General features: G+C 71.6%; 24 protein-coding genes. 8 read left to right on the top strand and 16 right to left on the bottom strand.

From position 1 onward, the window contains the following. Positions 1–254: 254 nt before the first annotated feature. A complete protein-coding gene (locus AB0881_RS08480; protein ID WP_366615373.1) occupies positions 255–635 on the top strand; it encodes a hypothetical protein in 381 nt (126 codons plus the stop codon). Between the two features lie 74 nt (positions 636–709). Here the strand turns inward: AB0881_RS08480 and AB0881_RS08475 are convergent, their stop codons facing one another. Next, positions 710–2335 (bottom strand): cytochrome bc complex cytochrome b subunit, encoded by a 1626-nt coding sequence (locus tag AB0881_RS08475; protein ID WP_366615371.1) that lies wholly within the window; start codon positions 2333–2335, stop codon positions 710–712. 271 nt (positions 2336–2606) lie between these two features. On the opposite strand from AB0881_RS08475, the gene AB0881_RS08470 reads away from it, so the two are divergent. Then, positions 2607–3881 carry a helix-turn-helix domain-containing protein gene (locus AB0881_RS08470; RefSeq protein WP_366615370.1) on the top strand — a complete coding sequence of 425 codons (1275 nt, stop codon included), beginning with the start codon at positions 2607–2609 and terminating at the stop codon, positions 3879–3881. Here the strand turns inward: AB0881_RS08470 and AB0881_RS08465 are convergent. Genes AB0881_RS08465 through AB0881_RS08455 form a run of 3 tightly spaced genes read right to left on the bottom strand, consistent with a single transcriptional unit; the run spans position 3865 to position 7198 of the window. Further along, positions 3865–4953: a HAMP domain-containing sensor histidine kinase gene (locus tag AB0881_RS08465; RefSeq protein ID WP_366615368.1), complete on the bottom strand. Its 1089-nt coding sequence runs from the start codon at positions 4951–4953 to the stop codon at positions 3865–3867. The genes AB0881_RS08470 and AB0881_RS08465 overlap by 17 nt on opposite strands. Continuing rightward, the gene (locus AB0881_RS08460) at positions 4950–5663 is read right to left on the bottom strand and encodes a response regulator transcription factor (protein WP_366615367.1); all 714 of its coding nucleotides are present in this window, start codon (positions 5661–5663) and stop codon (positions 4950–4952) included. Before AB0881_RS08460 ends, AB0881_RS08465 begins: the two co-directional genes overlap by 4 nt. Positions 5664–5716: 53 nt before the next feature. Beyond that, positions 5717–7198 carry a glutamate--cysteine ligase gene (locus tag AB0881_RS08455; RefSeq protein ID WP_366615365.1) on the bottom strand — a complete coding sequence of 494 codons (1482 nt, stop codon included), beginning with the start codon at positions 7196–7198 and terminating at the stop codon, positions 5717–5719. A gap of 165 nt (positions 7199–7363) precedes the next feature. Here AB0881_RS08455 and AB0881_RS08450 point away from each other — a divergent pair, with 165 nt between their 5' ends. Further along, positions 7364–8713 carry a HAMP domain-containing sensor histidine kinase gene (locus AB0881_RS08450; RefSeq protein ID WP_366615363.1) on the top strand — a complete coding sequence of 450 codons (1350 nt, stop codon included), beginning with the start codon at positions 7364–7366 and terminating at the stop codon, positions 8711–8713. 43 nt (positions 8714–8756) lie between these two features. Here AB0881_RS08450 and AB0881_RS08445 read toward each other — a convergent pair whose 3' ends face one another. The 5 genes from AB0881_RS08445 to sigE form a co-directional block, all read right to left on the bottom strand. After that, complete coding sequence (locus tag AB0881_RS08445) at positions 8757–8984, bottom strand: hypothetical protein (RefSeq protein WP_366615362.1); 228 nt, start codon at positions 8982–8984, stop codon at positions 8757–8759. 196 nt (positions 8985–9180) lie between these two features. Then, positions 9181–9774: a hypothetical protein gene (locus AB0881_RS08440; RefSeq protein ID WP_366615360.1), complete on the bottom strand. Its 594-nt coding sequence runs from the start codon at positions 9772–9774 to the stop codon at positions 9181–9183. A 275-nt stretch (positions 9775–10049) separates the two neighbouring features. After that, positions 10050–10601 (bottom strand): YceI family protein, encoded by a 552-nt coding sequence (locus AB0881_RS08435; RefSeq protein ID WP_366615358.1) that lies wholly within the window; start codon positions 10599–10601, stop codon positions 10050–10052. A gap of 81 nt (positions 10602–10682) precedes the next feature. Continuing rightward, positions 10683–11486: an alpha/beta fold hydrolase gene (locus tag AB0881_RS08430; protein ID WP_366615356.1), complete on the bottom strand. Its 804-nt coding sequence runs from the start codon at positions 11484–11486 to the stop codon at positions 10683–10685. Positions 11487–11629: 143 nt separating this feature from the next. After that, positions 11630–12175, bottom strand: a complete 546-nt coding sequence (gene sigE / locus AB0881_RS08425; RefSeq protein WP_366615385.1) for an RNA polymerase sigma factor SigE — start codon at positions 12173–12175, stop codon at positions 11630–11632. A gap of 339 nt (positions 12176–12514) precedes the next feature. Here sigE and AB0881_RS08420 point away from each other — a divergent pair, with 339 nt between their 5' ends. Next, positions 12515–14092: an acyl-CoA synthetase gene (locus AB0881_RS08420; RefSeq protein ID WP_366615355.1), complete on the top strand. Its 1578-nt coding sequence runs from the start codon at positions 12515–12517 to the stop codon at positions 14090–14092. A gap of 95 nt (positions 14093–14187) precedes the next feature. Next, the gene (locus AB0881_RS08415) at positions 14188–15159 is read left to right on the top strand and encodes a serine/threonine-protein kinase (RefSeq protein WP_366615354.1); all 972 of its coding nucleotides are present in this window, start codon (positions 14188–14190) and stop codon (positions 15157–15159) included. Here AB0881_RS08415 and rho read toward each other — a convergent pair. Next, positions 15137–16348, bottom strand: a complete 1212-nt coding sequence (rho, locus tag AB0881_RS08410; protein ID WP_366615353.1) for a transcription termination factor Rho — start codon at positions 16346–16348, stop codon at positions 15137–15139. The genes AB0881_RS08415 and rho overlap by 23 nt on opposite strands. A 465-nt stretch (positions 16349–16813) precedes the next feature. On the opposite strand from rho, the gene AB0881_RS08405 reads away from it, so the two are divergent. Next, on the top strand, positions 16814–17596 hold the full coding sequence (locus AB0881_RS08405) for an enoyl-CoA hydratase/isomerase family protein (protein WP_366615351.1): 783 nt from the start codon (positions 16814–16816) through the stop codon (positions 17594–17596). A gap of 50 nt (positions 17597–17646) precedes the next feature. On the opposite strand, the gene AB0881_RS08400 is transcribed toward AB0881_RS08405, so the two are convergent. The 5 genes from AB0881_RS08400 to AB0881_RS08380 all read right to left on the bottom strand — a co-directional run bounded on the left by AB0881_RS08400 (position 17647) and on the right by AB0881_RS08380 (position 21616). Further along, positions 17647–18495 carry a hypothetical protein gene (locus AB0881_RS08400; protein WP_366615350.1) on the bottom strand — a complete coding sequence of 283 codons (849 nt, stop codon included), beginning with the start codon at positions 18493–18495 and terminating at the stop codon, positions 17647–17649. Positions 18496–18601: 106 nt separating this feature from the next. Beyond that, complete coding sequence (locus AB0881_RS08395; RefSeq protein ID WP_366615349.1) at positions 18602–18916, bottom strand: transcriptional regulator; 315 nt, start codon at positions 18914–18916, stop codon at positions 18602–18604. After that, entirely contained in the window at positions 18913–19347 is a 435-nt protein-coding gene (locus AB0881_RS08390) for a hypothetical protein (protein ID WP_366615347.1), read from the bottom strand. Before AB0881_RS08390 ends, AB0881_RS08395 begins: the two co-directional genes overlap by 4 nt. A 288-nt stretch (positions 19348–19635) precedes the next feature. Next, a complete protein-coding gene (locus AB0881_RS08385; protein ID WP_366615345.1) occupies positions 19636–20280 on the bottom strand; it encodes a response regulator transcription factor in 645 nt (214 codons plus the stop codon). A 19-nt stretch (positions 20281–20299) separates the two neighbouring features. Beyond that, complete coding sequence (locus AB0881_RS08380; protein WP_366615344.1) at positions 20300–21616, bottom strand: sensor domain-containing protein; 1317 nt, start codon at positions 21614–21616, stop codon at positions 20300–20302. 219 nt (positions 21617–21835) lie between these two features. On the opposite strand from AB0881_RS08380, the gene AB0881_RS08375 reads away from it, so the two are divergent. Continuing rightward, entirely contained in the window at positions 21836–22726 is an 891-nt protein-coding gene (locus AB0881_RS08375; protein WP_366615343.1) for a hypothetical protein, read from the top strand. A gap of 41 nt (positions 22727–22767) precedes the next feature. Here the strand turns inward: AB0881_RS08375 and AB0881_RS08370 are convergent, their stop codons facing one another. Beyond that, on the bottom strand, positions 22768–23550 hold the full coding sequence (locus AB0881_RS08370) for a polysaccharide deacetylase family protein (RefSeq protein ID WP_366615341.1): 783 nt from the start codon (positions 23548–23550) through the stop codon (positions 22768–22770). Between the two features lie 171 nt (positions 23551–23721). Between AB0881_RS08370 and AB0881_RS08365 the strand changes: the two genes are divergently transcribed. Beyond that, positions 23722–24468 carry an ABC transporter permease gene (locus tag AB0881_RS08365; protein WP_366615340.1) on the top strand — a complete coding sequence of 249 codons (747 nt, stop codon included), beginning with the start codon at positions 23722–23724 and terminating at the stop codon, positions 24466–24468. Positions 24469–24479: the final 11 nt, after the last annotated feature.

Below are 24479 nucleotides of genomic sequence, written 5' to 3'. Positions count from 1 at the left end.
TGTGGGCTCTTTGTCGGGTTAGGGTCGTTGATTTCCAACTCAACTGGTCGTTGCGACACTCAAATGCGTGATCGCCGGTCCGAGGGGGCTCTGTGCGCATCGAGAATCCCAGGAGAGCGGCCGAGTGGGCGCTCGCGCTTCTCTGTGGGTGGTCCCTAGTTGCTTGCGGAATTCCGGAGGCCGATCGATCGACCAGAGAGCCGCAGCCCGTGGGGTACGAGGTGGAACGTCTCCGAGCGGAGGTGGCCGCGGGTATGAGCCAGCCCGTCGCCGCGGCATCGAGAACGCACTGGGACTATTGCGGGGAAGAGGCGGAGGAGCCCCGAACGGTGGCTCCGCGGAGCGGTGATCGCTGGCGAGTGGCCCATACGCCCTACATGTTCAGGGCGAGCTTCCGGCTCTCGGCCGGCTCCTCGCGGGAGGCTTCACCGATATACGAGAGCATGCGGCGTCATCTTCGCCGGGCGGGCGGTTGGACGATCGAGGAGTTGCGTACCGGGAGCGGATTCCTGGCCGGTCTGCAAGCGCGCAAGAACGCGATGACGTTCACCGCGCGCGATGTTCCGGATCGGCCTGCCGGCGTGAAGATTTACATGGACGTGGAGAGCGGGTGCTACGAGCATCCCGACGCGTGATGCCTGCTCGGAAGGCTAGGGGCATGTGAATCGAGCACCCGATGAGGGTGCTGAACGAGTAGGGCGGGCGGGGTTCAGGGCTTGAGGGATTTGCGTTCCTCCTCTTCGTGGCCGTTCGGGTGGGGGCGGGTGGGGAGGTCGGCCATGAAGCGGCGGTTCAACGCGAGGCGGACGCGGCCGAGGGGGCTGCGGGACTCGGGGGCGTCGACGCCCTTGACGGAGGGGCGGGCCAGGGCGACGGCGGCGGGCGGGCGGTCGTCGGTGATGGGGGCGGCGGCCTCGGCGGAGAGGTGGCGTTCGACCTCGCTGAACTCGCCGTCGGCGGACTGGACGATGATGCCGGTCTCCAGGCCGTGCTCGATGAGCGCGGCGTCGCGGCGCTGGAGGCCGAGGCAGATGCGGTACGTGACGGCGTACGCCAGGACCGGGCCGAGGATGATCGCGGCGCGGAAGAACCAGGTCGTCCAGAAGAGGGGGATCTGGAAGGTGTGGGCGATGACGTCGTTGCCGCCGGCCGCCCACAGGACGCCGTAGAAGACGACGCCGCCCATGCCGATCCCGGTACGGGCCGGGACGTCGCGGGGCCGGTCGAGCAGGTGGTGGATCTCCTTGTCGCCGGTGACCCAGCGTTCCAGGAACGGGTACGCGGCCAGGCCCGTGAACAGGATCCCGGGGACGACCAGGGCGGGGACGACGACGCTCATCGCGATGGTGTGCCCGAACGCGTTGATCTCCCAGGCCGGCATGATCCGGAGGGCGCCCTCCAGCCAGCCCATGTACCAGTCGGGCTGCGAGCCGGCGCTGATGGCGCCCGGGTCGTACGGGCCGAACAGCCAGATGGGGTTGATCTGGAAGAACGTCGCCAGCAGCGCGGTGGCGGCGAAGACCCACAGGAAGAACGCGGTGGTCTTGCCGATGAAGACGGGGAAGAACTGGTATCCGTAGACCGTCCGGTTCGTACTGCCCTTGCCGGGGAACTGGGTGTGGGTCTGCATCCAGGTGAGGACGACGGCGTGGAGCGGGATGAGGGCGAGCAGGAGGCCGGGGATGAGCAGGACGTGGATGATGTACAGCCGCGGGATGATCAGATCGCCCGGGAACTCGCCGCCGAACAGGAACATCTGCGCGTAGGTGCCCACGACCGGGATGCCGAGCAGGACGCCTTCGAGGATCCGCAGGCCGGTGCCGGAGAGCAGGTCGTCGGGGAGCGAGTAGCCGAAGAGGCCGTTCACCATCACGAGCATGAACAGCACGATGCCGATCAGCCAGTTGAGTTCGCGCGGCTTGCGGAACGCCCCGGTGAAGAAGTTGCGGAGCAGGTGGACGACGATGGCCGCCATGAAGACGATCGTCGCCCAGTGGTGGATCTGCCGCATGAGCAGCCCGCCGCGCACGTCGAAGCTGATGTGCAGGGTGGACGCGTACGCCTCGCTCATCCGGACGCCGCGAAGGTGCTGGTAGGAGCCTTCGTACACGACCTCGGTCATGCTCGGCTTGAAGAAGAGGGTGAGGAAGACCCCGGTGAGGAGGATGATCACGAAGGAGTACATCGCGATCTCACCGAGGAGGAAGCTCCAGTGGTCGGGGAAGGCCTTCCGGATGGACTTGCGGGCCCAGGCGGCCCCGCCGAACCGTTCGTCGATCGCCTTGCCGGTGCCGGCCAGTGCCTTCGGCGGCCGCCGGTGCTGCTGTCTCGCCACGCGGACCTCCCGCACGGGCGGCCCGTCGCGGTCCACCCATCGCTTCGGTGGTTCGTCCTCCAATGTCGCACTCACCGGGTAGACGGGCCAGGGGGTCCGGTTGTGACATCTCGACATCGAAGCAGTCCGAATCTGGACGAATCTCCAACTGGACTTTGCGTCCAGCGCCGTCAGGGGACATGATTTTCACCACATAAGTCGCATAAGTGAGCAATTACCCCGCGTGTCCGGCCTGCGACAACGCGGGATCGGACGGGGCAGGGAGGTACACGTGGCCGAGGACGGAGCCGGGCCCTTCGGGCGGCCGTGGAGCGACCTGCCCCGGGAGCTGGCCGATCACATGCGGCCGCACCTGGACGAGGTCGCCGACGACATGATCCAGGAGATCCGGACCCGGGTCCGCGAGTACGACCGGCCGGGCGACGGCGCGTACTCCGGCACCATGCGGCAGGCCGTCGAGCGCGTCCTGCACTACTTCGTCGACCGGGTCGGCGACGCCGGGCACGACTCCGGGCCGGTGGCCGACTTCTTCCGCGCGATCGGGCGCGGCGAGGCGGGCGAGGGGCGCAGCCTCGACGCCGTCCACACCGCGATGCGCGTCGGCGGCATGGTCGCCTGGCGGCGGATCACCGAGGGCGCCACGGTGCTGGAGGTGTCACCCGGCACGCTGGGCGCCGTCGGCGAGGTCATGATGCAGTTCCAGGACGAGCTGGCCACGGCCGCCGCCGAGGGGTACGCGCAGGCCAAGGCCGCCGTCGCCGGCGAGATGCAGCGGCGCCGCAAGCGGCTGCTGGACCTGCTGTTCGCCGATCCGCCGGTCGGCCCTGAGGCGATCGCCGACCTGGCCGCCGCCGCGCACTGGCCGGTCCCGCGGACGATCGCCGCGGTGGCGCTCGGCCGGGACGGCCACGGCGCCCGCCAGCCCGCGTTCCCGCCGGACGTGCTGGTCGACCTGACCCGCCGCACCCCCAGCCTGATCATCCCCGACCCGGACGGGCCCGGCCGGGCCAACGTCGTGGACCGCTCCCTCAGCGGCCGGCTGGCCGTGGTCGGGCCGACCGTGCCGGTCGCGGAGGCCGCCCGGTCGATCCAGTGGGCCCGCAAGACCCTCGGGCTGGTGGAACGCGGCGTGATCGAGGCCGACAGCGGTGTGATCCGCAGCGTCGAGCACATGTCCACGCTGATCCTCTTCCAGGACGAGGAACTGATCACCTCGCTGGCCGAGCTGCGGCTGGCCCCGCTCGCCCACCTGCGCGCCGGCCAGCAGGACCGGCTGGCCGAGACACTGCTGGCCTGGCTCCAGTCCGGCCGCAACGCCAACGAGGTCGCGCTGCGGCTGCACGTCCACCCGCAGACCGTCCGCTACCGGCTGCGCCAGCTGGAGGAGCTGTTCGGCGACCAGCTGATGGACCCCGACCTGCGCTTCGACCTGGAGATCGTGCTGCGCGCCCGCGCGCTGCTCACCGACCAGGCGGGGGAGCGGGTGCCGCCTGCCGCCCGGGAGGCCGTCGGCGACTCCGGCGAGGTCGTCACGTTCCGCCGCTGACCTCGTCCGCTGTTTCGGGCCGTTCCACAGGTGGGTCGGGGATCGTGACGCGGATGTGGCAGCCGCGCGCCGTGTCGAGGACGCGGATGTCGCCGCCGTGCAGGTCGACCGCCCAGCGCGCGATGGCCAGGCCGAGTCCCGTACCGCCGCCCGGGGTGCCGATGCGGGCGGCCTGGACGGCCGTACCGCGGGAGAAGCGCTCGAAGACCCGGGCGCGCTCGCTCGGCGGGATGCCGGGGCCCTCGTCGGCGACCTCCAGGACCAGTCCGCCGTCCTCGGCCGGGCGGGCGGTCACCGTGACGGGCGCGCCGGGCGGGCTGTGCCGGGACGCGTTGTCGAGCAGGTTGGCCACCACCTGGTGGAGCCGGTCGCGGTCGGCCACCGCGCGCAGGCCCGGCACCACGTCCGCCTCGATGGCACCGCCGGGACGCCCCGCGCTCGCCTCCGCGATCACGTCCCCGAGGAACGCGGCGACGTCGATCTCGCTCGCGTCCAGCCGCGCCGCGCCCGCGTCCACCCGGGACATGTCGAGCAGCTGCGTGACCAGGCGGCCGAGGCGCTCGGTCTGCTCCAGCGCGGACTCCAGCACGTCCGGGGTCGCCGGGGTGACGCCGTCGGCGACGTTCTCCAGCACGGCCCGCAGCGCGCTGATCGGCGTGCGCAGCTCGTGCGAGACGTTCGCGACGAACTCGCGGCGCTGCCGGTCCACCTCGGCGAGGTCGGCGGCCATCCGGTTGAACGCCTGGGCCAGCTCGCCGACCTCGTCCCGCGACGTGGCCCGTACCCGCCGGCTGTAGTCGCCGCGCGCCATCGCCCGCGCGGCGGCGGTCATCTCGCGCAGCGGCGACGTCATGCCGTGCGCGAGCAGCTGCGCCACGACGAGCGAGCCGAACACGGCGACCGGGAGCGTCTGCCGGGCGCGGAAGTCCAGCAGGTACCCCCACAGCACCATGAGGATGGCCGTGCACGCCATCACCGCCGCGACGATCCCGAACTTCACCTTGATCGAACGCAGCGGGTCCAGCGGGCGCGGCAGCTTCGCCCACAGCCTGTGGACGACGGGGGCGCTCACGCGTCCCCCCGGCCGCCGCCGACGGGTTGGGGCACTTCCAGGCTGTAGCCGACGCCGTGGACGGTACGGATCAGGTCCGCGCCCAGCTTGCGGCGCAGCGCCTTGACGTGGCTGTCGACGGCCCGCGTCCCGGACGCGCCCGCCCAGTCCCAGACCTGCTCCAGCAGCACGGCGCGGGTCAGCACCGTGCCGCGGTTGCGGGCCAGGCAGCCGAGCAGCTCGAACTCGGTCGGGGTCAGGTGCACCTCCCGCCCGTCCCGCCGGACGCGCCGCGAGCCCTGGTCGATCTCCAGCGGCCCGGCGCGCAGCGTCGCGGTCTCGACGGGCGTGGCGGGCGGGGCGGCGGACCGCTCGACCCGGCGCAGTACGGCGCGTACCCGGGCCGACAGCTCGCGCATGCTGAACGGCTTGGTGATGTAGTCGTCGGCGCCGACGCCCAGGCCGACCAGCATGTCGGTCTCGTCGTCGCGCGCGGTGAGCATCAGCACCGGCACGGGGTGCTCCGCCTGGACGCGGCGGCAGACCTCCAGCCCGTCGAAGCCGGGGAGCATGACGTCGAGCACGATCAGGTCGGGCGCGTACGACCGCGCCGCGGCCACCGCCGCGGGCCCGTCCGCGGCGATCTCCACCGCGAACCCCTCGGCCGCCAGCCGGTCGGCCACCGCCCGCGCGATCGTCGGCTCGTCCTCAACCACCAGGATGCGTTGCACAGCCCGACTGTATGAGGGAAATGTGGGGATTGTGTGGTGATAAGCGGCCCTGGTCAGGGCCCGATCGGCCAGGTGTGAACGGGCTCGTTCGAATGCATCAGCCGCGCGTAGCTCTGCGTCATCAGCCGCAGCGCCTCGTGCCGCTCCGTACCGAACGACTCCTGGATCGCGTCGACGGTCTGGAGCTGCCAGGCCGCCCCGGTCTGCCCGGTCGCGCAGCGCCGCTCGATGATCCCGAGCAGCCGGTCGCGGCGGGCCGGGTCGACCTCCCAGCGGTCCAGCCCCTCGTACGCCAGCGGCAGCAGCGTCCGCTGGATCAGCTCGGCGGCCGGAACCTCGCCGATCCCGGGCCAGTACAGGATCGCCTCCAGCCCGTCCCGCGCGGAACGGTGCAGGTTCTCCGCCGCGGTCGCGAACGACATCCGCGTCCACACCGGCCGCTCCTCCTCGGCGAGCATCCGGACGAGGCCGTAGTAGAACGCGCCGTTCGCCACGACGTCGGCGACGGTCGGCCCGGCCGGCAGGACGCGGTTCTCCACGCGCAGGTGCGGGCGGCCGTTCACGACCGCGTAGATGGGGCGGTTCCAGCGGTAGACCGTCCCGTTGTGCAGGCTCAGCTCGCCCAACTCGGGGATCCCGCCCTCCTCCAGCACGGCGTCCGGGTCCTCGTCGTCGCACAGGGGGAGCAGCGCGGGGAAATAGCGGGTGTTCTCCTCGAACAGGTCGAACACCGACGTGATCCAGCGCTCCCCGAACCACACCCGGGGCCGTACGCCCTGCGTCTTCAGCTCGTCCGGCCGGGTGTCGGTGGCCTGCTCGAACAGCGTGATGCGGGTCTCCTGCCAGAGCCGGTTCCCGAACAGGTACGGGGAGTTGGCGGCCAGCGCCACCTGGGGGCCGGCGATCGCCTGCGCCGCGTTCCAGTAGTTCCCGAAGTGGTCGGGGCTGACCTGGAGGTGGAACTGGACGCTGGTGCACGCGGCCTCGGGGAGGATCGTGTCGGTGTGCATCCGCAGCGGCTCGGGGCCGTCCACCGAGATCCGCATCTCCTCGCCGCGCGCGGCGAAGATCTGGTCGTTCAGCATCTTGTAGCGCGCGTTGGCCGACAGCGTCTCCTCGCCGATGTCGGAACGGCGCAGCGTCGGCAGGATGCCGATCATCACCAGGTGGGCGCCGACCTCGCGGGCCCGCGCGTCGGCCAGGTTCAGATGGTCCCGGACCTCCGCCTCCAGCTCGCCGGTGCCGGAGCCGCCCAGCTCCCGGGGCGGGATGTTGATCTCCAGGTTGAACTGGCCCAGCTCGGTGGCCCAGGCCGGATCGGCGATCGCCTTGAGCACGTCGGCGTTGCGCATCAGGGGGTCGCCCATGGCGTCGATCAGGTTCAGCTCGATCTCCAGCCCGATGTGCGGGCGCTCGAAGTCGAACTGCGACTCGCCCAGCATCCTGGCGAGCACGTCCAGGCACTGCCGGACCTTGTCGCGGTACCGGCGCCGGTCCTCGCCGCTGATGGCGATGGGGGTGACATCTCTGCCCATATGAGTCGGATGTCCCAATGTTCGATGGCGAAACCCGTGGACCGGTTTCGGCCCGTCCGTTGCTCGGTGACCTGCGCCGACATGGCCCTACATTCATTACCTATGGGTAAGTTTTGGGGGGACGCCACGGGCCGTGACACGCTGGTCAGCCGAGGAGGACGACCGATGCGGCTTCGACCCCGGTCGATCCGGGCACGCGACACCCTGATCGCCGCCGTACTGGCCGCGCTCGTCTTCGGCGGCATCGCCGTCGGGGTCGACTACGCGATCCGCGCCGCCGTCGGCGCCCGGCTCCTGGAGGACACCCAGCTCGCCGCCCGCCGGGTCAGCGCCAGCGTCCGCGACGGCTCCCTCACCGGCCCGAACATCCCGGACGAGTCCGGCGGCCCGGTCCTGATCCAGGTCGTCGCCCCCGGCGGCCGCGTCCTCGGCGCCACGCCCGCCGCGTCCGGCCGCCCGCCGCTCACCACGCTGTGGCCGTCCCGCGACAAGCGCATCCTGGACCTGGTCGAGTGCGACGGCCGCGGCCCCGGCGGAAGCTGCATGGCCATCGAGGTCATCCGCACCACCACCGCCCCCGACTCCGTCGTCGTGTACGCGGGCAAGCCGATGCCGTCGATCCTGGTGACCGGCCTGCTCGAACTCCTCCTCGGGCTCGCCGTCGTCCTCCTCTCCGCCGCGGCGGCATCGATCACCTGGCGCATCGTCGGCCGCACCCTGCGGCCGGTCGAGCAGATCCGCGCCCAGCTGGCCGAGATCAGCGCCAGCGACCTGAGCCGCCGCGTCCCCGAACCGCCCGGCGAGGACGAGATCGCCGAGCTGGCCCGTACCGCCAACCAGACCCTCGACCGGCTGGAACGCGCCGTCGCCCGGCAGCGCCAGTTCGCGTCCGACGCCTCCCACGAGCTGCGCACCCCCATCGCCGGCCTGCGCGCCAACCTCGAGGACGCCTCGATGCACCCGGACGACACCGACCTGGAGGGCACGGTCCGGTCGGCGCTTCGCGACACCGACCGGCTGGAGTCGATCGTCACCGACCTCCTCCTGCTGGCCCGCATCGGCACCGGCGCCCCCGGCGCCGAGGAGGACATCGACCTCGGCGTCCTGGCGGAGACCGAGATCGCGCGCCGCCCGTCCCTCCTGGCGATCGACACGCGCCTGCCCCCGGGAATCCTGGTACGCGGCGTGCGCATGCAGATCGTCCGCCTCCTGGCCAACCTCCTCGACAACGCCGAGCGCTACGGCGGCGGCAAGGTCGAGGTGGCCCTCCAGCGGAACGGCGCCACCGCGGATCTGACCGTCACCGACGACGGCCCCGGCATCCCGGAGGCCGACCGCGAACGTGTCTTCCAGCGCTTCACCCGCCTCGACACGGCCCGCAGCCGCGGCGCCGGCGGCACCGGCCTGGGCCTGGCCATAGCCCGCGAGATAGCCCAGGCCCACGGCGGCACCCTGAAGATCGACGACCACCCCGCCGGAACCCGCTTCACCCTGACCCTCCCCCGCCTCCCCTGAGGCGGTGCCAGGCGGCCAGGGGGCCGCCTGGCGGGCCACGGGCCTAGAGGATGTCGTCGAAGTCCAGGTCGACGACGTCCTTGTCCCAGTTCTCCCAGCCCTGCTCCTCGTCGTCGTCACCGCCCCCGAAGAACCACGGCCAGCCGTCGTCGGCCGGCGCGGACTGGACGGTGGCGGCGGACTGCCCCACGCCCGCCTCGGCGTGGGCGGTCGCGGCCGGGAGCAGCAGACCGGCGGTCAGGGCGGCGAGCGTGATCACGAGCCGACGCATGACGGCTCCTCTCTGTATCGACTCGACTACCTTATGTAGCCACAAGGCGTTTGCCCTGCCGAATCGATGGCGAAACCCTGGCGGCCCAGGGTCTCCACTGACGGTCACATTGGAGTGCCGAGAGGTGCCGTTGGTGTCCCCGTTGCCATCTCTTGGCAGACCGGCCGGGGCCAGGCCGCCGATCAGGTCCGGGACATCAGTTCCAGTAGCGCCGGCGGGAGAGCCCCGCCAGAGGCTCGCCCAGGAAGAGGCGATCGCCGTCCTGCCAGGTGAACGGGACGAACAGGGCGAGCGCGACGCCGGCACGGTGTTCGAGGTCGATGGCGATCGCGTCCTGCGCGCCGTCCTGCGGCGGAGGCTCCTGCCAGTGGGTCGTACGCCAGATCTCGACCTCCTGCGGGGCGCCGCCGTTAGGGACCGGCAACCGAGCGCGGTAGTACAGGGCGGCGCAACGGAGCTCGGAGGCCCGCCCTGCGATCCGCTGGGCCATGGTGCCCAGCGCGGTGAGCGCGGCCCCGGCGTCGTACGCGTAGTCCAGGTCGTGCTCGGTGAGCACGTCCAGGGTGCCACCGGCGTCCATCACCAGCCCGGCGGGCGGCACGATGGTGCCGCTCGCCCCCATGCCGAGGTGGATCTCGATGCTCTGGAGAACGGAGGCGAGGCAGGTCTCGAAGTCCGCGCGGGCCTCGGGCGGCAGGCCGCCGATGCCGAGGAAGCTCAGGTCGACCAGGTCGAACGGCCGGGGAAACGTGAGCTGGGAGCCCCCCGCCGCCGGATGCCAATTGATCATGACCGCCCACGCTAGCCCGAGCCACTGACGGTTTCCCGGCGCACAGACCAGAAGCGCCGCGCCCGCCGGGAGAGGTCCAACGCAAAAAGGTCCGCGACCACCTCAGCCGTCCTGCTGGAGTGGTCACGGACCCGAAGCGTTGCGATCGCGTGCGAAGCCAGATTCGAGCGCGAGCAAGAACCTGATCGCGCAGCGAGCCGCCAGGCGAGACGGAGCGATGCAGCGATCGCCGCGAAGCCCGCCGAAGGAAGGCCGTCAAGGCCTGACGCCAAGGGCTACGCAGAAAACACAGCCTGGATCTCCAGCTGGATGTCGACCTTGTCGCCGAGCATGGCCTTGTCGCCCTTGAGGGGCACGTTGAACTCGATGCCCCAGTCCTTGCGGTTGATGGTGGTGGTGGCGGAGAAGCCGGCGCGGACGCCGCCCCACGGGTCGTCGGCGACGCCGTGGTACTCGACCTCGAGGGTGACGGGGCGGGTGACGCCGCGGATGGTGAGTTCGCCGTCGACGTAGTTGTCGCCGCCTTCGGCGCGGACGCCCTTGGTGACGAACTTCATCGCCGGGTGGTTCTCGACGTCGAGGACGTCGGAGGAGCGCACGTGGGCGTCGCGGTCGGCGTTGCGGGTGTCCAGGGAGGCCATCTGGATCTCGGCGGTGGCGGTGGAGACGGCGAGGTCCTCGGCGACGGTGACGGCGCCGGTGAACTCGGTGAAGCTGCCCCGTACCTTGGTCATGAGGTGCCGGATCGCGAACGTGACCTCGGAGTGGGTCGGGTCGATGTTCCAGGTGCCGGCGGTCAGCCCCGGAGCGGCGGTGGCGATGCTCATGCGGTTCTCCCGAGAAGTGCTTGAAGTTTCAACAACTGGTCCCGAGGGACACTAGTTGAAGGTTCAAGCACTGTCAACAGGCTAGGCCGCGGCCTTGTTCCCGATCGGGTGGTCGCTGCCCTCCAGCAGCACCCTGGCCACCAGCTCCGGGTCGTCCCCCATCGGGACGTGGCCGCAGCCCTCCAGCCAGACGAACCGCGCGTTCGGCAGCGCCCGCTGCGCCCGTACGGCCTGGCTCGCGCGGAGCAGGCGGTCCTTCACGCCCCAGGCGATCGTCACCGGGACGTCGGCGCAGGATCCGCGGAACCGGACCTTCCGCCCGGCCCGCAGCGTCGGCTCGAACCCGGCCGCGCTCCGCATCGCCCGCGTGTCGCCGGCCAGCGCCTCCCAGTCCAGCAGGTCGGGACGGCCGTAGATCAGGCCGAACATCGCCGTCCGCAGCCGCGGGTTGCTCGCGAGCCGCTCCATGAGGTGGGCGGGCACCCCGGCCGCGAACCGCGACGTCCGCAGCATCCAGGCGGCCATCGCCAACTCGCGGGCGTTGTAGAACCCGGCCGGCGACAGCACGGTGGCCGAGCTCACCAGCCCGCGGTCCGCCGCCTCCAGCGAGAACAGGCCGCCGAGCGAGTTGCCCGCGATGTGCGGCCGCTCGATCCCCAGCTTCGCGAAGAGGCCCTGGAGAACGTCGATCGTGGCGTCCACCGTGTACGGAGTCCCGGCGGGCAGCGGCGGCGAGGCGCCGAAACCGGGCAGATCGACGGCGATCACGTCCCGTTCGGCCGCCAGCCGGTCCATGACGGGATTCCAGCCCTGGCGGCGGTGCCCGATGCCGTGCAGCAGCACCAGCGGCGGCCCTTCACCCCGGCGCTCGAAATCGATGTCCACGGGGCCGAGGGTAGCCAGAAGTTACCGACGGGTCACGAGTGATGGTCCTCACAGGCCGCGGGGCCCCGGGGCGGGCCTGATCGTGCGGGGCGGAACGGGCCGTGCTGCCGTGCGGGGCGCGGGAGGCCGGAGGTCGTCCGAGGTCAGAGCGTGGCCGGGGCGTCCGCCGGGACGTCGGCCGGGCGGCGGTGCTCGAGGGCGGCGCGGAGCTGCGCGCGGCCCCGGTGGATGCGGCTGCGGACGGTGCCCAGCTTCACCCCGAGGGAGGCCGCGATCTCCTCGTACGTCAGGCCCTCGATGTCGCACAGGACGACGGCGGCGCGGTACTCGGGCGCCAGCGCGTCCAGCGCCTTCTGGATGTCGTGGTCCAGGTGCCGGTCGTCGTACGCCTGGGCCGGGGTCGGCTCGCGTCCCTGCAGCCGCTCGGCGGCGTCGTCCCCCAGCGAGTCGAACCGGATGCGCTGCTTGCGGCGCGCGCGGTCCAGGAACAGGTTGGTGGTGATCCGATGCAGCCAGCCTTCGAAGGTGCCGGGACTGTACGACGACAGGGACCGGAAGACGCGGATGAAGACGTCCTGGGTCAGGTCCTCGGCGTCGTGCCGGTTCCCGGTCAGGCGGTACGCCAGCCGGAACACCCTGGTGGAGTGCTCGCTGACGATCTCCTCCCATGTCGGAGGAGTCCACGCCATCGCGCCTGCGCTCACCGCTACCCCCGTCTGATGCGAAATCGTTACGGCCAAGCATGCCGGTACCCAGATAAGAGCCGTGTAAGAACGCCGGGGCGTGGCCGGAAACGGCAGACGATCTTGGAGGCGTCCGCCCCAGGAAAGTCTCCTGATCAGCGCATATGCGGGACGTATCGGATTTGCCCGAGTAGTGTCGAGATACAGCGATGTGACCGATCACTCATCGGCCGGACCGTGTGACCCATTTCATTGGACGATCTGTCAGCAAGGATTGAGTCGGCGCGGCCCGGACGGAGATGATCGGGACACTCTCCTCCCACCCCCGCATCCCGAGGACGTGGCATGGCGCGAAGCTACAACCTGGCCGACCTGCTCGAAATCCTGGCCGAGGCCGGTCCGGACCGGCCCGCGCTCGTCGCCGGGGACGAGCGCCGTACGTACCGCGAACTGAACGAACGGGCGAGCCGCGTCGGGCACCACCTCGCGGCCGCCGGGGTGAAGCCGGGCGAGCACGTGGCGATCCTGGCCTACAACCGCGCCGAGTGGCTGGAGAGCATGCTCGGCATCTTCAAGATCCGGGCGGTGCCGATCCCGGTGAACTTCCGGTACGTGGCCGCCGAGCTGCACCACGTGCTGGCCGACTCCGACTCGGTCGCCCTGATCGGCGAGCGGTCCCTGCTGGCCCGGGTAGAGGAGATCCGCGCCGACCTGCCGAAGCTGCGGCACGTGGTCGTACTGGAGGACGGCGCCGACGACGCGATCCCCGGCTCCGTCCGGTACGAGGACGCCCTGGCCGAGGCCGGGGCCGGCGACGACTTCCCCGAGCGGTCCAGCGACGACCGGTACATCATGTACACCGGCGGGACGACCGGCTACCCCAAAGGCGTCGAGTGGCGCTGCGAGGACATCTTCTTCGGCGCGCTCGGCGGCGGGAACGTTCTAGGCGACCCGATCGGCAGCCCCGAGGCCATCGCCGTGAACGCCGAGGCCGACGCCATGTGCGTGCTCGACTGCGCGCCCGTCATGCACGGCGCCGGCCAGTGGGTCGCGTTCATGGGCCTCTTCAGCGGGGCCAAGGTCGTCCTCTACACCGACCACGCGTTCGACGCGGGCCGGGCGCTGCGCATCGCGGTCGACGAGAAGGCGAACGTCATCATGCTCGTCGGCGACGTGATGGCGCGTCCGGTCGCCAAGGAGCTGGGTGCGGGCGAGTACGACATGTCCTCGCTCTTCGCGATCGCGTCCGGCGGCGCGCCGCTGACCGAGGGCGCCAAGGCGGAGCTCAAGGAGCACCTGCCGAACATCATGTTCCTCGACAATTATGGTGCGTCCGAAACCGGCGCCTGCGGGCCCTCGATCGAGTCCAAGGAGGGCACCGCGCGGTTCATGATGAAGCCGGGCATCACCGTCCTGGACGACGACCTCAAGGTCGTCCGCGCCGGCGAGATCGGCAAGCTGGCGCGCAGCGGGCACATCCCGATCGGCTACTACAACGACCCGAAGAAGACCGCGTCCACGTTCTTCACCGACGCCGACGGCGTCCGCTGGTCCGTTCCGGGCGACTTCGCCGCGCTGGAGGAGGACGGCACCATCACGCTGCTCGGCCGCGGCTCCCTGATGATCAACACCGGTGGCGAGAAGGTCTACCCCGAAGAGGTCGAGGTCGCGCTCAAGGACCACCCCGACGTGTACGACGTCGTCGTGGTCGGGCTGCCGGACGAGCGGTTCGGGCAGCGCGTCGCCGCCGTCGTCGCGCCCCGCCCCGGGACGCGGCCGACGCTGGAGGAGCTGACCGAGCACTGCCGCGGCCGGCTGGCCGGCTACAAGCTGCCGCGCCAGATCCAGCTGGTGGACGAGGTGCAGCGCACGGCCGTCGGCAAGTCCGACTACAAGTGGGCGAAGGCGGTGTTCGCCGGCTGATCCGGCGCGCCCGCCGCCGCCGCGGCCGGCATGGTCAAGAATCCATTTGGTGTCCCCGAGCATGCCTTGGGGTGGTTCACGCGCATAACCACCTCATGGGGAGGGATCGGTTGATACCGCTTGCGGAGCGGTATCACCTGCTCTCGGTGGTCGGTCGCGGCGGGATGGGCACCGTCTGGCGGGCGCATGACGACATGCTCGCCCGCGATGTCGCGGTCAAGGAGGTCCGCCTCCCGGAGCGGCGCACGCTCGGCGAGCGCCGGCTCCTCTGCCGCCGGCTCATCGAGGAGGCCCGCGCCACCGCCGCGCTGCGGCATCCCGGCGTGGTCGACGTGCACGACATCGTCATCGAGGACGGCCGGCCCTGGATCGTCATGGAGCTGCTGCGCGCCCGCTCGCTGCACCAGGTGATCGTCGAGGGCGGGCCGCTGCGCGTGGAGCGCGCCGCCCGCATCGGCCAGTGCGTGCTGTCGGTGCTCACCGCCGCGCACGACGCCGGCATCCTGCACCGCGACGTCAAACCCAGCAACGTCCTGCTCTGCAACGACGGCCGGATCCTGCTCACCGACTTCGGCCTGGCCGTGCACATGGACCAGGCGAGCGAACCGGAGGACACGCTGGTCGCCGGCATCGAGGGGTCGCCCGCGTACCTGTCGCCCGAACGCGTCCGCGGCGATCCCGGCCGCCAGGAGTCGGACCTGTGGTCGCTGGGCGCCACGCTGTACGCCGCCGTCGAGGGCGTCTCGCCCTTCCTGCGCAGCCACGCGCTGGCGTCGATGCTGGCCGTACTGCTGGGAGAGTACGACCCGCCGGTACGCGCCGGCCGGCTCGCGCCGGTGATAGAGGGCCTGCTCCGCCAGGACCCGGACGAGCGCTTGCGCGCGCCCGAGGCCGCTCGCCTGCTGCGCGAGGCGGCTCGTCCGCCCGACCCGCCGGGCGATCCGCGTTCGCCGCCGTGGCGCCGCCGCCTGCTGCCGAAACCGTGGCCCGTACGGATCGGCCTGATGGCGCCCGATCCGCGCCTGTTCCTGGGGACGGTGCCCGTCAGGTCGTCTGCTGCACCTTGAGCAGGAACTCGGCGTTGGAGGTGGTGCCCTTCATCCGCTCCAGGAGCATCTCGACGGCCTGCTGCCGTTCGAGGCCGTGCAGGGCGCGGCGCAGCCGCCAGTTGAGCTGCAGCTCCTCGCCGCCCATGAGCAGCTCCTCGCGGCGCGTGCTGGACGCCTCGATGTCGACCGCGGGGAAGATCCGCCGGTCCGCGAGGCCCCGGTCGAGCTTGAGCTCCATGTTCCCGGTGCCCTTGAACTCCTCGAAGAACACGTCGTCCATCCGCGACCCGGTGTCGACCAGCGCGGTCGCCAGGATGGTCAGGGAGCCGCCGTTCTCGATGTTGCGGGCGGACCCGAAGAACTTCTTCGGCGGGTACAGCGCGGTCGTCGCCACACCGCCCGCCAGGATCCGGCTGCTGGACGGCGCCGCGAGGTTGTACGCGCGCCCCAGCCGGGTGATCGAGTCGAGCAGGATGACCACGTCGCGGCCCTGCTCGACCAGGCGCTTGGCCCGTTCGATGGCCATCTCGGCCAGCGTGATGTGCTCCTCGGCGGGGCGGTCGAACGTCGAGTGGACGACCTCGCCCTTCACCGAGCGCTGCATGTCGGTGACCTCCTCCGGCCGCTCGTCGATGAGCACGACCATGAGGTGGCATTCCGGGTTGTTGGTGCTGATGGCGTTGGCCAGGGCCTGCAGGATCATCGTCTTGCCGACCTTGGGCGGCGACACGATCAGCCCGCGCTGGCCCTTGCCGATCGGCGCGACCAGGTCGATGACGCGCGGCGCCAGCGCGCCGCTGTCCAGCCGCAGCCGCTCGTTCGGGAACAGCGGAGTCAGCTTCCCGAACTCCGGCCGCGCCGCCGCGTCCTCCGGCCGGCCGCCGTTGACGGCCTCGACCTCGACGAGCGCGTTGTGCTTCTCCCTGTTGGAACGCGGCGGGCGCGCGGTCCCGGCGACGATGTCACCGGCCCGCAGGTTGCTCGCCTTCACCTGCGCGAGCGTCAGATACACGTCGGCGGGCCCGGGCAGGTAGCTCTCGGTCCGCACGAAGGCGTGCTTGTCCTGAACGCAGAGGACGCCCTGGAACGGGACGGTGGCCTGCTGCTCCGGACTCGGACCGAGGTCCTGCGCCGCGGCCCGCGGCGCCCTGCGCCGGCCCGCGCCCTGCCTGGGCACCGCCGTGCGTTCGGGTGTGGTGGTGGTCATGAAGATCCCTTCTCGGGCGGTCACGCGCTGCCGCGCGCTGCCCGGAGTCGGTTTCGGCGTACGGCCGTCCGCCGCGCGGGGCGCGTACGCGAAAGGGGGGGTGCAGCTCCGTTCACGGGGCTGTCGACGGCTCCCTAGGTGCGATGGCCCGGGACGCGGATCCGCGTGTCCCCCGGGCACGGACGAATGGGGGAACTCGAACGATCACCGGGCGCTCAGATGGCCCGGGCGGGGTAGAAACGCTCACAAAGGCGCTACCACGACAGTACAGCACACAACGCCCGGTCCGCATTCCCACCGTCCGGCGATCCCCGCGCGCCGGTCGTTCATCGGACGTTCCCCCTTGAAGAGCCCCCGGTTCCTCTGACAACCCGTATGACTCCGCACCCCCGGCCGAGGTTCCCGGACGGCCGCGGAAGCCCGGCTGCTCGTACGATTACGGTTCGTCGAAAACAAGGAGGCGGGATGCCCGCTGAGCACTGGCTGCGCGGCGAGGTCGCCGGCGGCGTCGCGACGATCACGATCGACCGGCCGGACAAGCGCAACGCCATGAGCGAGACCATGTGGCTGCGCCTCCCCGAGCTGCTCGACGCGTTCCGCGCCGACCCCGCCGTACGCGCCGTGGTGCTCACCGGAGCCGGCGGCGACTTCTGCGCGGGCGCCGACATCGGCGAGCTGGAGGACATCCGGCGCCGCGGCGACGCGCACCCGTCCACGATCGCGGAAGAGGCGCTGGCCGCGTTCCCCAAACCCACGATCGCCGCCATCGAGGGCTTCTGCGTGGGCGGCGGCTGCCAGCTCGCCACGGCCTGCGACCTGCGCTTCGCGTCGGAGGACGCCCGCTTCGGCATCACCCCGGCCCGCCTCGGCATCGTCTACCCCGGCTCGGCGACCCGCCGCCTCGTCCGCCAGGTCGGCGCCTCGTCCGCCAAGTACCTGCTGTTCTCGGCCGACCTCATCGACGCCCCGCACGCCCTGCGCATCGGCCTCCTGGACGAGGTCGTCCCCCCGGACGCCCTGCACGACCGCGTGGCCGCCTTCGCCGCCACCCTGGCGTCCCGCTCCCTCCTCACGCAGCAGGCCACCAAGGAGATCGTCGACACCCTGGCCGCCGGCGGCGACGCCGACGCCACCGTACGAGCCTGGCTCAAAGAGGCCCACGCCCCCACCGGCGACATGAACGAGGGCGTCACCGCCTTCCTGACCCGCCGCCCACCCCAGTTCACCTGGACGACCCCCCAAACCTGAAACACCACACCCTCAGGAACGCGCGCCGCTGGGCTATGCCGCGTGTGGGGCTAGGGGGTGGCGTTGTGGAGGCGGGGGTGGGGGAGGTGGCTCAGGCGGGTGGCCGCGGTGGTGGGGGTGGCTACTAAGGGGGTGGTCTCTGTCTTGCGTAGTTCGGCCAGCGGGAGGACGCCGCAGAGTAGGGAGGTCGGGGTGCGGGCCAGGAGTAAGGGGCCGATCTGCGCGGCGGCTTGTTCGGTGCGGAGCAGGGCGTTCAGGAGGATTTCGGCGGAGTCCAGGTCCTGGGCCTCGCTGGGGGTGCGGAGCTGGTGGAGCAGGTCGATGAAGTCGCGTTCCAGGCCGCGGGGGCTGCGGCCGGTGAGGTAGTAGCGCATCGTGTGCGCGGCGGGGGCGGTGAGTTCGATCCGCATTCCGTAGCGGCTGGTGAAGAGTTCGTAGGCGTGGGAGAGGTCGTCGGAGGGGTCGCCGGTGGGGGCGTGCAGGGCGCCGGTGACGGTGTCGGGCGGGGTGGTGCCGAGGGACGCCGCGGCGGCGTGGTCCATGCGGCGGACGAGGTGGTCGCGCAGGCCCGCGACCTCGGCGGTGAGGCTCTCGATCGTCTCCCGCTGCTGGGTGAGGCGGGTGTTGACCTCGGGGAGCATCCGGTCGTTGATCTGGGTGATCAGTGACCGGATGCGGGCGTCGGTCTCGGCGAGTGAGCCGGCGTGGTCGTCCTGGGCGGAGGAGAGGCGGTCGTTTCGCTCGCGCTGGGCCGAGCGGAACTTGCCGAGTTCCTCGCGGACGTCCTCGAGGTGAAGGCGGAGGCGGGTGAGTTCGGGCGCGGGGCGCTTGCGGTCGAACGCGAGGTAGAGCTCCCGGCCCGCGATCGCCAGGCAGAGCAGGAACAGGATCCACGTCATGGCGCCCCTCCTGGAGGGCTGTTTCTTGCCAGGCAAGATAATTCACCATGTGCGGACCGTGATAGGCCGAAATCGCGCTTCAGAGACCTACAGAGACCTTCGGCGACTAGGAGGCGTCCCGCGCGGGGGTGATCTCGGCGATGGCGCGGAGCGCGGCGCAGTGGGCCTCGAACGCGCGGCGGCCGTCGGCGGTGAGGGAGAGCCAGGTGCGGGGGCGCTTGCCCACGTACCCCTTGCTCACCTTGACGTAGCCGGCCTTCTCCAGCGTGGCGCTCTGCTTGGAGAGGACCGAGTCGCTGACCTCGACGGTGTCGCGCACGTAGCCGAACTCCGCCTTGTCCGCCGCCGCGAGTGTCGCCATGATCGAGAACCGGACGGGGGCGTGGATGACCTCGTCGAGGCCGTGCCGGGGATGGGTCATGGCCGGGCCGCCCGCCGCGCGGTCAGGTAGGCCATGAGCAGCGGGGGCACGGCGACCGCGAACGAGCCCGGCAGCCACCAGGCGAGATCGCCGCGGAACCAGTTCACGCCGGGGAAGAGCACGGCGAAGTACACCAGCGTCCAGCTGCCGATCATGATGGCGTGCGAGTGGCCCAAGCCGCGGTGCGCGACCGGCTGGCGCTGGGCGTAGACGGACAGCAGGACGACCGCGGCCAGCCAGAACGCGATGCTGATCGTGAATCCGGCGGCGTTGGGGAACAGGCCGAGCAGCAGCACGCTGACGAACGTCGAGGCGCCGTACGCCAGCTGGTAGCGGACCATCCAGCGGGAGCGCCGCCGCACCGTCGCCTTCAGCTCACCCGCCCTCTCGAGCGCCGTGGCCGCGTCCATGGTGTCGTCTTCGCGATGCATCCAGGTCCCCTTCTGTGGAAAGTACTTTCCATGATGGCAAGTAATCGCCATGATGGCAAGAGGGGTGGTTCGTGAAATAGTTGCGTGATAGGACTTACTGGTGATCGAGGACCCTCGTCTCGACGCGATGCCCGGGCTGCGGTACGCCCCACGCGTGGAATGTCACCAGGCAGGCGCCACCGGAGGGCGGGCAGTCGGGGCGGCTCGACCACGGCTACACGCGCAGGGAGCCGGCGGCCGCCGCCGCGTACTTCCGTGAGGCCGGGCTCAGGGGGCCGTTCTGGGGCCTCAGCGATTGAGGTAGGCCAGCACCGCGAGGACGCGGCGGTTGTCGTCGTCCGACACCGTGAGGCCCAGCTTCCCGAAAATGTTGGCGGTGTGCTTGGTGACCGCGCGCTCGGTGACGACGAGCTGCTGCGCGATCGCCGCGTTGGAGCGGCCCTGGGCCATCAGCTCCAGGACCTCCAGCTCGCGCGGCGTGAGCCGTCCCAGCGGCTCCTGCCGGGTGTTGCTCGCGACGAGGCGGGAGATGACCTCGGGGTCCATGGCCGTGCCGCCCGCGGCGACGCGGCGCACCGCGTCCACGAACTGCGCGGCGTCGAAGACCCGGTCCTTCAGCAGGTAGCCGATCCCGCCGGTACCGTCGGCCAGCAGCTCGCGCGCGTAGAGCTGCTCCACGTACTGCGACAGCACCAGGACGGGAAGGCCGGGCACCTGCCGGCGCGCCTCCAGCGCCGCCTGCAGCCCTTCGTCGGTGAACGAGGGCGGCAGGCGCACGTCGACCACCGCCACTTCAGGGCGGTGGTCGAGCAGTGCCTTCAGCAGGGACGGCCCGTTGTCGACGGCCGCCGCTATCTCGAAGTCGTGCGCCTCCAGGAGGCTGACCAGGCCCTCCCGCAGGAGGGCGAGGTCCTCGGCCAGGACGACCCGCATCAGCGGGGCCGCCCGGTGCTCAGAGCACGGGGGGAGCGGGCAGCGCGCACGGAACCTCCAGGGTGGCGATGGTCGGGCCGCCCGGGGGAGAACTCAGGGCGAGCACGCCGTCGAATGTACCGATCCGCCGCTCGATCCCGCGCAGCCCCGTACCGCCTTCCAGGCTCGCGCCGCCCCTGCCGTCGTCGGTGACGCTGACGCGGATCGCCCCGTTCCGGTACGCGAGCTCCACCCAGACGCGTTCGGCGCCGGAGTGTTTCGCGGTGTTCGTGAGCATCTCGCAGACGGCGAAGTAGACGGCCGACTCGACCGGCGGCTCGGGACGGGCCGGGAGGTCGACGGTCACCTCGACCGGGAGCGGGTGGTCGAGCGCGATGGCGCGTACCGCGTCGCCGATACCGCGGTCGGCCAGCACCGGCGGGTGGATGCCGCGGACGAGGTCGCGCAGCTCGGCCAGCGCCTTCGCGGACGACGCGCGCGTCTCCGCCAGGAGGATCCGGGCCTTCTCGGGGTCCTTGTCCAGCAGGTGCTCGATGGCGCCGAGGCTCATGCCCATCGCGACGAGCCGCGCCTGCGCCCCGTCGTGCAGGTCGCGTTCGATCCTGCGCAGCTCGGCGGCCGACGCGTCCACGGCGTCGGAGCGGCTCTCGGTGAGGTGCCGTACGCGCAGCGCCAGCCGCGACTTCTCGGTCGGGCCCAGCAGCCTGGTCCCCCACCGGCCGTACACGTCGAGCATCTTCGGCCCGAGCAGGAGCCCGGCCACGATGAACATCGTGCCGACCACGGCGGTACCGACCATCCGGTACGGGCCGTCGGTGTAGTGCTCGTCCACCCGGATGAACGTGTAGTAGTCGACCCAGCCGAGCTCTCCGAAGACGCCGCCGGCCCAGGCCGTCAGGTTCCAGCCCCAGAACCCGTACACGATCAGCATGGCGGGCAGCCCGGCCGTGAACGGCACGACGAGCGGCTCGGCCACCAGCCAGGCGTAGTCGCGCCAGGTGGCCGGATCGGCCGTGATCCGCTGGAAGCGCGCCAGCTGCCGTGCCGGCGCCTTTCCGGTGCTCTCCGCGGGCCGGTCCGGAAGGTAGGGCCGCTCGATCCGGTGGCCCGTCCACTCGGTGATCCGGGCGCGGTAGACATCGGTCAGCCCGCGCACCATCGCCACCACGGCCGGCAGGATCAGGACGCCGATCCCGGCGCCGACCAGCGACAGCGAGCTGGAGAACAGGACGCCGAGCAGTATGGCGGGTGTCGCCAGCAGCGACAGCAGGAATCCGCGCCACGGTGCGCGAGCACGTTCCATCACCCAGGATCGCCTGGTCAGTTCGCCGTTCACCGCTGCCTCCGTACCTCGCCCATCGTACGGTTGCCAGTCTCCGCCTGATCCCCGCGCAGCGCAGTGTGCCCGAACCCCGAAACAGGGGTGTACTCAGGTACACCCCCTGCCGCGCTACCGGGGATGGCTTGCGCCTACATCCCGGGCTGTAAGGCGTCTCCCCGCGGTTACATCGCCGGCCCGACGCCGCGGCGATCACCGTCGCCGCAGAGTGAGCGCATGCCGAACTTCCGCGTCTCCGCCCTCGCCCTGAGCCTCACGACCGCCGGCGTGCTGGGCCTCACCGCCACGATCCCGGCGAACGCCGCCGCCGCGCGTCCGTACGCGGCCGCCATCGTCGTCACGCCGGACGGCTTCACGGCGCCCGCGTCCGTGCCGGCCGGCGCCACGGCCTTCCGGGTCGGCGCCACCGACCCCGACGGCGCGTACATCGGCGTCGTACGGCTGCGGCCGGGCGTCTCCAAGGAGCGCTACCTCGCCGACCTGGAACGCGCGTACGACGACACCGACCGCGAGGGCGCGCTCGCCGGCGCCCGCGCCGTGGAACGCGACGTGGTGATGCACGGCGGCGCGGCGGTGCTCCCCGGCACGCCCGTCACCTTCACCGCGGCGCTCGCGCCGGGCGGCCGCCACCTGGTCATCGACTTCAAGGACGTCGGCTCGCCCGGCCTGGCGGCCAAGGTCCGCGAGCTCCGCGTCCTGCCCCGCGGCGCCCGCCCGGCGCTCCCGCCGGCCGAGGCGGAGATCGTGCAGGTGCGTACCGCGGACGGCCCGAGGTTCCGCGCGCCGCGTACCGTGCGGGCCGGCGCTCCGGTACGCGTCGCCAACCGCTCCCGCCAGTTCAACGAGGCGATCCTCATGCCGGTGCGCCCGGGGACGACCCGGCAGGACGTGGGCGCGTTCTTCGTCGCGATGGAGGGCGGCCCGCAGGCGCCCGCGCCCTTCACCGGCGGGCCCGTGGGCATGGTGCCGCTGTCGCCGGGACGTTCGGCGGTCCTCGCGGCGGACCTGCGTCCCGGGACGTACGCGCTGGTCACGTGGTTGACCGACTACCGCACCGGGCGCATGCACGCGGCCCAGGGCATGCACGAGATCGTCACCGTGGAGTGAGCCGCCGCCCGCGGCCGCCGCGCGTTCCCGGGGCGCGGCGGTCAGAGGGCGACGAAGCTCAGGCCCTTCGCCTTGAGCTTGGGGAGGGCCGTGCGGAGCGCCTTGACGGTCTGGGAGCGATCGCCGCCGCCGTCGTGGATGAGCAGGATGTCCCCGGCCTTACTCTTCGTCAGTGTCCTACGGATGCTGCCGACACCGGGACGGGACCAGTCGCGCGGGTCGACCGCCCAGTCGATCGGCAGCATGCCGTGCTCGCCGATGACGTCCATGACCGCGGGCGACCAGGCGCCGCCGGGCGCGCGGAAGAACGTCGGCACGACCTGGGAGATCTGCGCGATCACGTCGTGCGGCTCGGCGATCTCCTTCTTGAGCCGCTTCCTCGGCAGGCCGTCGAACGACAGCGGGTGCGTCATCGTGTGGTTGCAGATCTGGTGGCCGCCGGCGGCGATCCGCTGGACGAGCTTCGGATACTCCTTGACCTGCTCGCCGATGATGAAGAACGTGGCGTGCACCTGGTGCTCGGCGAGGACGTCCAGGACCCGCGGCGTGTACTCGGGGTGCGGCCCGTCGTCGATCGTGAGCGCGATCGTGTTCGGCGGCGCGGGCGGGACGAACTCCGACAGGTGGCGGATGGGCTCGCCGGGTTTGACCGCGGTGAGCCGGGCCGGCGACCAGGGCGCGGGGCGCACCTTCGGCGTGGGCTTCGGGGTCGGTGTCGGCCGCGGGCGCGGTACGGCGCGCGACCGCGGGTCGGCGCCTGTGCGCGACGTGGTGGTCGCGCCCGCGCTGTCGGCGCCGAGCGCCAGGAGACCGGCGCCGCCCATCAACCAGAGAGCCTTGCGACGAGACGCGAGGCCGGGATCTATTTCCCCCACAGGCCCCACGCTATCGGGGTCGAAGGGGTCAACGTGGTCAAAACGATCACAATCCGTTGAATCCTTGTCGCGATCCGGAGATCTCCGGGAGATCGCCCTTGATCGGGGGAGAACGAGAACATGAACGCGGCTCCCGCCGTCGGCCCGATCCTGGGCCTGGTCCTGCTCGCCCTGGCCTGCCTCGCGGCGCTGCTCGTGCGGCTGGGCGGGCTCGGCCTGTCGCGCGAGGTGCTGGTCGCCGCGGCCCGCGCCACCGTCCAGCTCGCGGTGGTCTCGCTGCTCATCGCGGCCGTGCTGGGCAGCGCGGGGTGGACGGCGGTGTTCGTGACGGGAATGGTCGTGGTCGCGGCGGCGACGTCCGGCCGCCGTATCACCGGGACGGTACGGGGCGGCGCCTGGTGGACGCTCGTCCCGATCGCGGCGGGGGTGGCGCCGGTGCTGGCGCTGCTCATGGCCACGACGCTCGTCCCGGCGCGGCCGGTCGCGGTGCTGCCGATCGCCGGGATCTTCATCGGCGGCGCGATGACGGCGACGGCGCTGACCGGGCGGCGCGCGCTGGACGAGCTGCGCACCCGGCGCGGCGAGTACGAGGGCGGGCTGGCGCTCGGGCTGATGCCGCGGGACGCGGCCCTGGAGGTGTGCCGGCCGGCGGCGGCGCTGGCGCTGATCCCCGCCGTCGACCAGACGCGTACGGTCGGGCTCGTCACGCTGCCGGGCGCGTTCGTCGGCGTGCTGCTGGGCGGCGCGGACCCGGTGGAGGCGGGCGCGACGCAGCTGCTGGTGCTGATCGGGCTGCTGGCGATCGAGTCCGCCGCCGCCCTCATCACGCTGGAGCTGGTGGCCACCGGCCGCCTGACCGCCGGATGAGCCCGCCGGAG

Origin of the sequence: Spirillospora sp. NPDC029432 (genome assembly GCF_040703975.1) — a bacterium.
Classification (GTDB): Bacteria; Actinomycetota; Actinomycetes; order Streptosporangiales; family Streptosporangiaceae; genus Spirillospora.
The sequence above is the reverse complement of the archived record's forward strand: the minus strand, read 5'-3'. Positions and strand labels throughout refer to the sequence as shown.